Origin of the sequence: Limosilactobacillus panis (assembly GCF_019797825.1) — a bacterium.
Lineage (GTDB): Bacteria > Bacillota > Bacilli > Lactobacillales > Lactobacillaceae > Limosilactobacillus > Limosilactobacillus panis_A.
The window spans coordinates 1,708,615-1,720,882 of record NZ_CP081855.1 but is presented as its reverse complement, the minus strand read 5'-3'; the positions used below and the strand labels follow the sequence as shown (position 1 = coordinate 1,720,882).

Sequence of the window (12,268 nt, the reverse complement as noted above, 5' to 3'; positions counted from 1 at the left end):
AATATACACTAATATGTATACTTATGCAAGTTTAAATTTAAATAACCCTTAAATATACAAAAAATCCGCAAAAGCAATGAATATTGCTTTGCGGATAAGATTAGCATTTATTATTGGATAAACCAGCCAAGGGGCCAGGCAAACCATTGAAAGATCCGGTCAATTCCCTGCTGGTTGATACGTTTTTTAGTAGCGAGAACTTGGTAAGTCATCTGGCTTTCCTCAATTCTTTTTGACGTGAGGTAGAAACCATTGCGTCGGTAGAAGGCGATGCGACGTAACCGTTGATGGTTATTTTGCGCTTGAGGGTTAGGCTGTTCAACGTCTAGGATCAGGGAGTCCTTGCGGTACAGCTTCCGCAGTTCGGCGATGATCCGGCTGCCATACCCTTGCGAACGCAGCTGGTCGTTAACGGCAAGGAAGAGGATGTAGTGAAAGCCGTGACTGTGGATGACGTAGGCAAAGCCGACAAAGCGTTGTCGATCGTAAAAGGCCATAAAGTCGGCCTCCCTAAAGTGGCTTTTGAGCATCATCCAAGGCCAAGTCTCCCGTTCATACTTCGGAAAGGCCCGCATGTATAGCTGTTTAACTGTTGAATATCCTTTCAAGCTAAACCTCACGGGCTGTATGTCTAAATCCAAAAAATATCACTCCTTATATAGTTGCCATTCTACCAGAAGCGGCGGTAAGATACCAACTAGGATAATTCAGCGATTTATGATGGCGGAAGCAAGGAGGAACAATAATGGTAGCAAACGCACTTAATTTGGTTGACGGCAAAAAGGTCGCCGTGGATTTTCTTAAGGCTCACCACTTACTGATCGTCGGACAGACGGGAAGTGGGAAAATTACTACGACCTTGTCTTTACTTGATCAGTTTCAGCATGAGAATCAGACCGCAATCGTCCTTGATCCAACAGGCGAGTATGCCCAATTACCTAACGCTGTGACCTATACTCTGGGAGAAAATGCATACCTGGAAGCGGGGAAACTCAATGCTAGTGAATTGCAGGAGGTACTGGGGGCCCCACCCTTATTAACGGAGAAATCGGTTCAGGCAATCGACCAGTACCAACAATTACTCAACCAGTTAAGCACTTGGACGAGTGAATATCAAATTGCCCAATTGCCAGACCAACTAGTTGAAGAAATGGTCATTCCCTTTCCGGATAGCCGGGCCGACTACCACCTGCTGGGTCAGGTGTATGATTACGCCACCATTAGTCGGGCATGGACGGCGATGATGAACCTTCGTGAGCGCCTGAGCACCCCTTACTTCCGCCGGATTTTTGATATGGTCCCCCACCCGGGAAGGGCAAAAACAGAGCTTTCGTTTGTCCTAAAGATGTTCCTGGCCCACCGCAGTAGTCACCGGACCCTAGTCATTGACCTCTCCATGCTGAAACAGTTTGAAAGCCGTCAGGGGGCCATTATTTCCTACCTTCTCAAGATTATTTTAAATAACCGTCTCCAGAAGCGGACCGCTTTTCCGGTGAACATCGTTCTTGACGAAGCCCACCGCTACCTGCCCGCTAACGGCCAGTCCCTTAGTCACAACGGAATTTTTCAGATCCTCCGGGAGGGACGCAAGGTTCATCTCCGGATGATTTTGACAGCCCAGTCACCGCTAGACCTGCCCGCTAAAATGCGGTCACAGTTTAATACAGTCCTTATTCACCGTCTCCTAAGTGCCGACGAATTAACCGCCCTGTCAACGACGGTACCGTTTTCTACGGTAGCAGGTTTACCAACTGGTCAGGCCTTTTTGCAAACGGCCGGCGGTGCCCAGCAAGTGGTCGTAAATACGCCGGAGTGGTGGACAGATTGAGCACCGACTGTGTGAATATTCACAATGCTTGTAGTTTTTAATGAAAGCGCTATCGTTACAGGGCGGTTTCAATGTTAAAAATAATCGCCAAACGTTAACATTTTTAAATAGTGCTTTACTTCACAATATTTTTTGCTATAATTAAAAAAGCAAATTTGATATTTGCTATTACATAATGAAAATAACGTTGCTACGATAATATTGAATTATTTTCCTTTCATCCAATTAACATCCAAACATCATATATAAGTCGTATTACTGGGTAGCAATGATTAAGACAAGTGGCTGAGAGAAAACTATGTTTTCTCACCAGCCACTTTTGCTTTACAAATATTACACGGTAATCGCGGGGAAACCAAATAGGCTTGCTCCGCGTCCATGCCCCCAGTGTCTAGCGTCGCAAAGCAAGTCCATTGATTGCAGGCAATTGCTGGCCCGAACCGTGCCAACAGTCGTCCTATATTAGCCAAAGGCACACTCTGATGTTTTTTCAGCTTCTCCTTTTCTATTTCCCGGGAAATAATTGTACAGCCCCCCATAAAAATGCTTATAATTAATTGATAAGATAATAGGGGGAAGTAACTTGATAGAGATCAATAAGCACCGCTATTCATTTCCTAAATTACTGACTTTGGGATTTTTAGTGGTGATTGCCATCGGGACAGTTTTATTGTTACTGCCATGTTCGACCGCCAGTGGCCTTCACACCAGTTTCATGACGGCCTTTTTTACGTCAACGAGTGCAACCTGCGTGACGGGGTTGACCCTGGTTAGTACGGCCACCCACTGGACCCTCTTTGGGCAGACGGTGATTGCCCTTTTGATGGAAGTAGGGGGTCTAGGATTTATGACCTTTGCCGTCATGATGTCGTTGATGATTCGCCGGCGGGTGCAGATGTCGACCCGTCTGCTGACTCAGGAGGCCCTTAACCTGGACAACTTGTCGCAGCTGAACGTTGTTTACCTGATTATTAAGCTATCGCTGTTGATCCAGGTCTGCGGGGCAGTCTTTTTGTTCTTCGACTTCTATCCCCGTTACGGGGTGGGAAAGGGAATTTGGTTCAGCATTTTCCATTCCATTTCGGCCTTCTGCAATGCCGGCTTTGACCTCTTCGGTAACAGTATGGAAAATTACCTGAATGACCCGTACATGATTTGTGTCCTGGCCGTGTTAATTGTTGCCGGGTCACTTGGTTTCTTAGTTTGGAAGGACCTCCTCAACTATCATAAGTACCACCACCTTTCCCTTCATACAACACTGGCCTTACGAACCGGTGCCGTGATCTTTGTCATTTCCTTTATCGTTTACTTTGTGACGGAACATAACTTGGCCCAGTTGAGCAGCCAGATCAGCTACCCCCAGCGGTTGTTAAATACCCTCTTCATGGCAATTACCCCGCGGACAGCCGGTTTAGTTACCTTCCCTTATACCAAGCTGAGTGCCGCGGGAATAAGTTTGACAATCATATTGATGTTTATTGGCGGTACGCCGGGATCTACGGCTGGTGGGGTCAAAACGACCACGATTGGTCTCCTAGCTACCCAGAGTATTGCGACCCTGCGTGGCCAACGTGACACGAACTTTGCCCACCGGCGTTTCACCCAGAGTAACATCAACCGGGCCCTGACCCTATTCTTTGTTGCCCTCTGTATCGTTATGCTGGCCATCCTATTGCTGGTGGAAACTCAGGACCTTCCCAAGCATGATTCCCTGGGCTACGTGACTTTCGAGGTGTTAGCGGCCTTTGGGACCACCGGGATTTCCTTGGGAATCACCCAGAGCTTGAACCTCTTTGGCCAGCTCGTGATTATGTCGTTAATGTTTATCGGCCGGGTGGGCATCTACACCGTGATGTTCTCCATTTTTAATGCCCAGCCGAACGTGAAGAGTTACCGTTATCCAGAGGAGAGTGTTTTAATTGGCTAAAAAAGAAAGCTACGCCGTTATTGGTATTGGCCAGTTTGGAGCCGCAATTTGTGAGTCACTGGTTGCGGCCGGTCAGGAGGTCTTGGCAATTGACTCCAACCCTGAAGTCGTTAATGAGCTGGCAAACACCGTGATGCGGGCAATTGTCGCCGATGCCCAGGATGAGGACGCATTGCGGGAGGTCGACATTGGTCATTTTGACCATGTTTACATTTCAATCGGAAAAAACATCGAGGCCAGCATCATGGCTACCTTGATTACCAAGGACCTAGGGGCTCCTGACGTTGTCTGCCGAGCAGAAAATGTTAACCACGCCCGTGTCCTGGAACGGGTGGGGGCGGATATGGTGGTGCGGCCCGAGCATGATTTGGCAAAGCGGCTGATCTTCCAGCAACTGAATCCGACCCTAGTTGACTACGTAAACCTCAGCAAGGAAACGACCCTGGCGGAGGTCAACGTTAATAACCCGAAGTTCTATGGAAAAACCATTGGAGAAATTGACTTCCGGAACCGTTACCGGGTTAATGTGATTATCATTGTGAGTGAAAATGACGAGATCAACCAGATGCCGCAGGCTGATGACGTTATCCAGCCCCACGACAAGATTACAGTGGTGGGCAGTACGAAGGATATCCAGCGGCTAAATGAACTTATCCAAGATTAAGGAGGAGAAGAGTGAGAAAGAGTGCTATCAGTGTTGTTACCATTGCTATTATTGCGCTAATTGCCGTATTCACCGGTCTCATTGGTGCCTTTGCTAGTCATGAATACTGGAACCTGATATGGGTGGCCTTGATTATTATTTGGGCCGGAATCTTTTGCCATACCGTTTCCCGGGGACACGAGAAAATCTGGCACCGCCTTTTACAGCAGTTGGCGGTTCCCAAAAATTCCCAGGTACTGGACTTTAGTGCTGGACGGTTGACAGACTTAATGATGATTGCCGGCCAGCTCCAGGTCCCCGGAAAGGTAACGGGAATTGCTGACTGGCAGCAGAGCCGGGAAATTGCCAAGCGGCGGGTTGCTGCCGCCAAGTTGGCGGACCGGGTAAAATTGGTTGATGGGTCAATGACAAATTTACCGTTTGCTAACCAGCTGTTTGACTACGTGGTGATTGATTCGGCTTTACATAATATCACACCCGCCATTCAACGGGGCCGGGCACTCCAGGAAACCGCCCGGGTACTGAAGGCCCACGGGACCCTCGTGATTTTAGACACGCAGGCGATGAAGGAATACCGTCAGGTCCTTAGCAACGTTGGCTTTGACGACATTCAAGTCATTAATACCGGCTTTGATGGCTGGTGGGGTGGTCCCTGGATTACAACCAAGGTTTTGATTGCCAAGCGTTCCTAAAATTTAGTGCATGGGGCTCAAGCAGCCGTACTTATAAGATAGATGAATAGAGAAGGGAATGTTGGTATGTCACCGGAGCAGGTTCTTAAAGATAATTTTGGCTTTACGAAGTTTCGCAAGGGCCAGTCAGAAGTGATTTTCCGGGTCCTTGCTAAGCAAAATGTCCTTGCTGTTATGCCAACTGGTGGTGGCAAGTCACTTTGCTACCAGATTCCTGCCCTAGTTAGTGAAGGGATTACGGTCGTTGTGTCCCCACTGATCTCCTTAATGAAGGACCAGGTGGATTCCCTGCGGCAAAACGGGATTAACGCGGCGGCCATCAATTCGACAATCCCCCAGGAGGAGGTCAACCCAATCCTGCGGGGCGCCTATGAGGGCCGGATCAAGCTAATTTATGTTACTCCCGAGCGGCTTAACATGGACTACTTTCGCTACCAGTTAAATTTTCTTCCAATTGACCTTGTTGCAATCGATGAGGCTCACTGTATATCACAGTGGGGCCACGATTTTCGGCCAGCTTACCGGCAATTAAAGGATACGGTTGACCAGCTTAAGTCCCGCCCCAACATCCTTGCCCTGACGGCGACGGCTACCCCGGCGGTTCAAGAAGACATTGGTAATCAATTAGGAATCAGCAAGGATAATTTTATCATTACGAGTTTTGCCCGACCTAACATCAGTTTCCGGGTGGCCCATCCCGAGACGTCTACCCGGCGTTACATCCGTGACTACTTAAAAGAGCACCAGGACGAGGCGGGGATAATCTACGTTAATACTCGCCGAGGGGTTGATGAACTTACCGATTATCTGGCTGGGCAGCACTTCTCCGTTGCGGGTTACCATGCCGGTATGGATTCCGCTGACCGGGCCCAGGTTCAGGATGATTTTCAGTTTGACCGGGTCAACACGATCGTAGCCACGAGCGCCTTTGGGATGGGAATTGACAAGAGCAACGTCCGCTTCGTCATTCATGCCACTAGTGCGCAGAATATTGAATCCTACTACCAAGAAGCGGGGCGTGCCGGCCGGGATGGCCTACCGAGTGAGGCAATCTTGATTTACCACCCCAATGATATTCGCCAGTACCGCTGGTTTATCGACCAGTCAACGGCGGACGATGATTATCGTGATCGCCAGTACCAGAAGCTTCAGGCCGTGGCGAATTACGCTAGCACGCCGGAATGCCTTCAGCAGTTCATCGTCCGTTACTTTGGCCAGGATTGTCCGCCTTGTGGTCACTGCAGCAACTGCACGGACCAACGGACGGTCCAGAATATTACGACGGAAAGTCAGCAGGTGATTGCCCTGGTCAAGGAACTGGGCGGCCGCTTCGGTAAGGGTGTCGTTGCCCAGGCGATAACCGGCTCGCAAAGCCAACGGATGCGAGAAATTGATGCCCAAAGTCTTGAACATTTCGGGGCCCTCAAAAAGTTAAGCAAGCAGTCGGCAGCGAGCCTGATTGATTACCTGGTCGCGACCGGTATCTTAGAAACTGCGGGAGCCCAGTACCCAGTTTTACGGATTACGCAGGCTGGGTGGAAAGTCCTGGATGGCGAAAAGAAGGTGACCCGCCGTCAAGAAGAAGCACCATCGCGGGCCCGAACCCAGCTAGCAGAGTCACCAGACGTAGCAGCCCTCTTTGAAAAACTCCGGCAAAGGCGGCGGGAGTTGGCTGATGAGCAGGGAGTGCCCCCGTTTATGGTCTTCTCTGACCGGACCCTGCATGAGATGGCCCAGTCAAAGCCCCAGACGCAGCGGGACTTTCTGCTGGTTAATGGGGTCGGTCAGCGTAAGCTCGAACAGTACGGGGAGACCATGATGGACGTCATTGGTGAGTACCTGGCGGGAAAAGAATGATATTAAGAAAGCGGCTAGGAAGAAGTTATAACGCAATACATAAAGCGGACTCTAGTGTTCGGAAAAATCCGAATATTAGAGTCCGCCTTGTGCTTTCGCAGCTTCTTTTTTGAAAGTGCGGCTTGAGAAGTGTAGAATAATTCTAGCTTACTTTAAGGGAGTGGCATAATGAGTGAACAGAGTAATCATGTGCGTCGGTTACTAAAAACCCGGCACCTAGAAATGATTGCGTTAGGTGGCTCGATTGGAACCGGGCTGTTTATCGCCAGTGGTTCAGCAATTCACACCGCTGGACCAGGCGGCGCAATCGTGGGGTATACGATCATGGGGATCATGGTCTATTTCTTGATGACAAGCCTCGGTGAAATGGCGACTTTTTTGCCGGTCAGCGGGTCCTTTGCGACCTACTGTACCCGTTTCGTTGACCCCGCATTGGGTTTTTCAATGGGGTGGATCTACTGGTTCAACTGGGCATTGACCGTTGCGGTGGATAGTACGACCGCCGGAATTGTTATGAATTTCTGGTTTCCGCACGTGCCGAGCTGGATATTTAGCCTAGTTGTCTTGATTTACATCATCACGGTCAACGCCCTAGCTGTTAGTGCCTTTGGTGAGGCAGAATACTGGTTGGCCATTATTAAGGTCCTGACCGTGGTCCTCTTCTTAATCGTCGGTCTATGCGTAATCGTTGGTATCATGGGGGGCCAAGCAATTGGCTTCCACAATCTAACTTACAAGCAGGCACCATTTGTTGGTGGGGCCCCGACAATTTTAAGCGTCTTTTTGGTGGCGGGATTTTCTTTCCAGGGGACTGAGCTAGTGGGTATTACCGCTGGTGAATCGGCAACCCCGTCAAAGAGTATTCCTAAGGCCATCCATTCGACATTCTGGCGAATCCTGCTTTTTTATATTTTGGCAATCTTTGTCATTGCTTGTGTCCTGCCGTACACCAGTAAGAACCTCTTGGGCTCCTCGGTTAAGGATATTACCATTAGTCCATTCACGCTGGTCTTTCGGCGGGCCGGTTTGGCATTTGCGGCGAGCACAATGAACGCGGTTATCCTAACGGCGGTCATCTCTGCTGCTAATTCCGGGATGTATGCTTCCACCCGGATGATCTATTCGATGGCCCATGAAGGGCAGGCATGGAAGATTTTTGGCCGGACCGATAAACGGGGGATCCCAATCTACGGCCTGATGGCATCCACTTTGGTCGCCTCTTTGACCTTCTTGACAGGAATCTTTGGCCCGGGCATCTACGAATTCCTGATTGACTCCAGTGGCCTGGCCGGTTTCCTGACCTGGATGGGGATGGCGGTTGCCTACCTCCGCTTCCGGCGGGCATACCAGGTACAGGGGTATGATATTAACGACCTCCGCTACCGGGCCTCATTTTATCCGTTTGGGCCCATTTTAGCGGTCGTCCTTTGTGCAGTGGTTATTATCGGCCAAAACCCGACAGCGATTTTGGAGGGGCAGTGGCAGCAGATCATTCTGACCTACCTCAGTGTTCCCCTCCTACTTGTCCTGTGGCTGTACTACCGCCTGCGCTACCATACCCACTTGATTCCGTTAAAGGATGTTAATCTTCGCGGTGGCCAACTCAAACATAATAAGGTGATTTGATGGATATTCGAAATGTGAAACTAAGTGAACCCTTTTCGTCAATTGATATTTACCATAGCAACACGGATGAACCCTTGCCGGGAGTTGTGATTGTCCCCGGAGGGAGCTACAACAAAATTATGGAACGCGATTCCGAGCGGGTGGCCGTAACGATGGCCACGCACGCCTTCCAGGCCTTCGTTATCCGTTACCCGGTAGTAGAACACAAGGACTACCAGGCGGCTAAACGGGCCCTGGCCCAGGCTTTCGACTACCTGGTGGATCATGCTACTGCTCTTGATCTTGAGCTACAGCGGCTAGGGGTCCTGGGCTTCTCAGCGGGTGGCCAGCTGGCTGCTGCATACAGTAACCAACTGGCAACCCGGGCCAAGTTTGTCGGCCTTGGTTACCCGGTTATCCAGCCGACAATTGACCAGCGGATGGGTGTCCAGACGGAAGACGTTGCCAAGCTGGTGACGGCCCAGACGCCGCCAACTTTTATCTGGGGATCGATTAAGGATGACCTTACCCCCTACCTGGAACACGTTGCCCACTACGCAAATGCACTGGCCAGACATGGTGTCCTGTTTGAACTTCACGAATTTAGTACTGGTGGACACGGGATTGCCCTTGCCAACCACTACACCGGAATTGTTAACTACAATCGTCAGGACCAGCACATGGCTAAGTGGTTCCCACTCTTTTTGGAATGGTTTCAGGAACTGAATCTTAAATAAAAAGCGAAGCTGAGGGAGTAAGACAGAACTAGCTTGCTAGTTCGTTTTCGAACCCCCGCAAGCACAAAGGGGCTCTAGCGTTCGGAGAATCCGAACGCTAGAGCCCCTTTGTGTACTGCGCTGTAGCATTTTCAACTATATAGGAGACTTATGTCACACCCCCTTTCAGCTTCATTTTTATTTCCCGGGCAATAATTCAACCTTCTTACTGGCAACAGCGTTGATGAAACACTGGTCGTGTTCGACAAAGAGGAGGGGTAGTCGGTAGTCGTGAATGAGTTTGATCAATTGGTCCTGGTTGTAGGTATCGAGGTAATTCAGGGGCTCGTCCCAGACGTAGAGGTTGGCGGGGGTGGCTAGCGACCTGGCCAACTCAACCTTCTTTTGCTGGCCCATGCTCATTTGCTCGATTGGGACGGTGAAGCTGGCTCTTTCCATCCCTAACTTACGCAGGATATTAAGAAACTGGTCATACTCTAGCTGGTTCTGCCGGGCAAATTCCCGCAAGGTGCCGTGGTTGGTGGCATAGTCCTGACGAACACAGCTTATCTTTATCCCGTGAGCAAGGGAAATGTTTCCCGTGATTTTCCCCGTAAACTGCCCAAAGAAGGCCTTGATTAGGCTCGACTTCCCAATTCCGGACCTGATAGCGTCACTTGTTGTCCGGCCTTGACCGTTAAGTTGACGGGTTGGAAGAGGGGCGTGGATACCCAGCTCAAGTTAACCTTATCAACACTGAGGAGGAGTTCGTGGTGGGTTGTGACCAGGTTAATAGGGAGGGGGACGATTTCTTCGACCTCCGCCATTAGTCCTTGCCGGTCCTCAATGGCGGAGGTTAACCGGTTCGTGGTGGTCACAGCTTTTTTCATCATTTTCGCGGCCTTGGCGCCAATGAAGCCCTTGTCGGCGTGCGAATTATTCTTCTTTTCGTTTTCCGCTCGTTGGGCCCACTGCGACCGTTGCTGCCGGGTCTTCTTGAGCTCCTTGATTTCGGCCTTAAGCTGGTGATTCTTGGCGGCGGCCTCCTGGTCCCGCCGCTTCTTCTGGGCAAAGTAGGTGGCGTAATTGCCCTGTTCTAGGACTAACTGGTGCACCAGGGTGTGGTCGATGACGGTGTCGAGGAAGGTCTGGTCGTGGCTGGTAAGGATAAAGCCCTGTTGCTTGGCCTGCAAGTAGGTGGCTACCTGGTTGCGCCCTACCTGGTCCAAGTGGTTAGTTGGCTCATCAAGCAGGAAGAAGGCTCCTGATAAGGCGAAGAGGGCGGCAAGTTGGACCTTAGTCTGTTCACCCCCACTGAGGGTGTTGTATGGTTGCCAGAGAATTGCTGGGTCGACCCCCATGGTGTTCAGCTCACGTTCGATTTGCCATTGGGCCAGGTTGGTGAGGCCGGGTGCCCCTAGCAGGGTATTAACTACCAGGTCGTCACTTTCGTCGGTAATTAGTGGAAAGTAGGCAAAGTTAAGGTTGCTGGTCACCGTCCCCGTATAGTCCAGCTGGTGTAAGAGAATCTTCATTAGGGTCGTTTTTCCCCGGCCGTTGCGCCCCAGTAGGCCCATCTTCCAGTCACTGTTAATATTTAAGTGACGGTTGGAAAAGAGGGGGGATTGGCCGGGGTATGCAAAGGTAAGCTTTTTAATAATAATCGGTTCCATTAGATGATCACGTTCCTTTCTGGAGCGCAAAAAAATAGCCTACCCGCGTAGAATAGGCTCTTTTTTGACGGGACTTGGCCGTCAATAATGGAACCAACTGAATGAAATTATAATTCTACCCGGGAAAGCTAATTCGCGCCGTATGCCGAACTAACAATCTTAAAATGTGTAGAATTAAAACTTCAATAGTTGATCCCTCCGTATAAATAATGATGCCAGTATAATAACTTTTCTTTTGCTTGTCAACTACTTGTTTAATTCGCCATCGGCAATCTTGTCAAGCAGTGGCCGGGATGGGATGAAGAAGAGCTGACCGGTAAGAATGTCGGAGAATGAAAGCAGGTAGTCCTCGTTCTTCAGCATGTTTTCGAGCATCGTCTTCGTAACCTTCCAGTAACGTGAGTAGCCGATGAAGTAGGTCCCGGTGATACCAGAAGCGGGGTCAGAGTAAGGAACATTCATCCGGACAATCTTTTGTTCAACCCCATTAATCTTGGCCTGGGGGCAACGTTGTGAGCGTTCTTAAACTTTTCACCATCTGGCAGTTCCAAATCGGAGAACTTCTTCCGCCCCACGGCCTTTTCCTGGTCCTCGGTGGTCAGTTTGTTCCAAATGTCCATGTGGTGGCGCCACTTTTGGGCGAAGGCGTAGGACCCGTTTTCAAAGAATGGGTCTTCATCACCGACGATAGCGTAGTCAGCAGCGTCTTCAACCTGGGGTGCCTCGGTACCGTCAATGAAACCAATGATGGCCCGGCCTTCGAAGTAACGGAAGCCCTTCGTCTCATCAACAACGGTGGTGATGTCCTTTAAGAAGAGGCGGCATTGACTGATCAGTTCGTAGACAACGGCCTCGTCATTAGCCCGAATGTGGAGGAAAATATCACCCTTCGTGGCTGGCATTGAGTACTTTTCGGTGGCAAGCGTCTCGTATGGTTCCAGTTCCTTTGGCTTGGGTGCGTCAGGGAAGAGGTAGTCCCATGCCGCACTACTGAAACCGAGTGAAGCTCTTAAATCACCCTTGTTATCACGAATTCTGAGGGAACGAACAATTGCTTGGTAGCGGTCCACAAATTCTTGGATTGCCGCTTGTTCCTTGGCCTGGTCCTGTCGATTAAGCTCGAGAACAGTGAATTGAACGTGTTCCCCTGCATCTTTCCAAATATCTTGCGCTTTACTTGGATTCATAGTCATTGGAAAAATCCCCCTTCACATTAGTTCCAATTCCACTTCTTATTATACCATTTTAAGGGTGTCATAGCCTGCTGTTGACGGGACCAAAAAGTTTCCAATTTACTTTAGATAGC

8 protein-coding genes and 2 pseudogenes are annotated in these 12,268 nt (G+C 49.8%); 7 read left to right on the top strand and 3 right to left on the bottom strand.

Features of this window, described 5'->3' with window-relative positions:
* Positions 1-110 precede the first annotated feature (110 nt).
* Positions 111-608, bottom strand: a complete 498-nt coding sequence (locus KZE55_RS08290; protein ID WP_261313235.1) for a GNAT family N-acetyltransferase — start codon at positions 606-608, stop codon at positions 111-113.
* Between the two features lie 137 nt (positions 609-745).
* On the opposite strand from KZE55_RS08290, the gene KZE55_RS08285 reads away from it, so the two are divergent.
* The 7 genes from KZE55_RS08285 (at position 746) to KZE55_RS08255 (ending at position 9,310) form a co-directional block, all read left to right on the top strand.
* The gene (locus KZE55_RS08285; protein WP_222258098.1) at positions 746-1,828 is read left to right on the top strand and encodes an ATP-binding protein; all 1,083 of its coding nucleotides are present in this window, start codon (positions 746-748) and stop codon (positions 1,826-1,828) included.
* Positions 1,829-2,411: 583 nt separating this feature from the next.
* Positions 2,412-3,755 (top strand): TrkH family potassium uptake protein, encoded by a 1,344-nt coding sequence (locus KZE55_RS08280; protein ID WP_222258097.1) that lies wholly within the window; start codon positions 2,412-2,414, stop codon positions 3,753-3,755.
* On the top strand, positions 3,748-4,419 hold the full coding sequence (locus KZE55_RS08275; RefSeq protein WP_222258096.1) for a potassium channel family protein: 672 nt from the start codon (positions 3,748-3,750) through the stop codon (positions 4,417-4,419). The genes KZE55_RS08280 and KZE55_RS08275 overlap by 8 nt, the downstream gene beginning before the upstream one ends.
* An 11-nt stretch (positions 4,420-4,430) precedes the next feature.
* Positions 4,431-5,111 (top strand): class I SAM-dependent methyltransferase, encoded by a 681-nt coding sequence (locus KZE55_RS08270; protein ID WP_222258095.1) that lies wholly within the window; start codon positions 4,431-4,433, stop codon positions 5,109-5,111.
* A gap of 66 nt (positions 5,112-5,177) precedes the next feature.
* On the top strand, positions 5,178-6,968 hold the full coding sequence (recQ, locus tag KZE55_RS08265) for a DNA helicase RecQ (RefSeq protein WP_222258094.1): 1,791 nt from the start codon (positions 5,178-5,180) through the stop codon (positions 6,966-6,968).
* Positions 6,969-7,136: 168 nt separating this feature from the next.
* Complete coding sequence (locus KZE55_RS08260) at positions 7,137-8,594, top strand: amino acid permease (protein ID WP_222258093.1); 1,458 nt, start codon at positions 7,137-7,139, stop codon at positions 8,592-8,594.
* Entirely contained in the window at positions 8,594-9,310 is a 717-nt protein-coding gene (locus KZE55_RS08255; RefSeq protein ID WP_222258092.1) for an alpha/beta hydrolase, read from the top strand. Before KZE55_RS08260 ends, KZE55_RS08255 begins: the two co-directional genes overlap by 1 nt.
* A 177-nt stretch (positions 9,311-9,487) precedes the next feature.
* Here KZE55_RS08255 and abc-f read toward each other — a convergent pair.
* Together abc-f and KZE55_RS08245 are read right to left on the bottom strand one after the other, a co-directional pair.
* Positions 9,488-10,962 (bottom strand): annotated as a pseudogene (abc-f, locus tag KZE55_RS08250) (ribosomal protection-like ABC-F family protein).
* Between the two features lie 246 nt (positions 10,963-11,208).
* Positions 11,209-12,155: pseudogene (locus KZE55_RS08245) on the bottom strand (Dyp-type peroxidase).
* Positions 12,156-12,268: the final 113 nt, after the last annotated feature.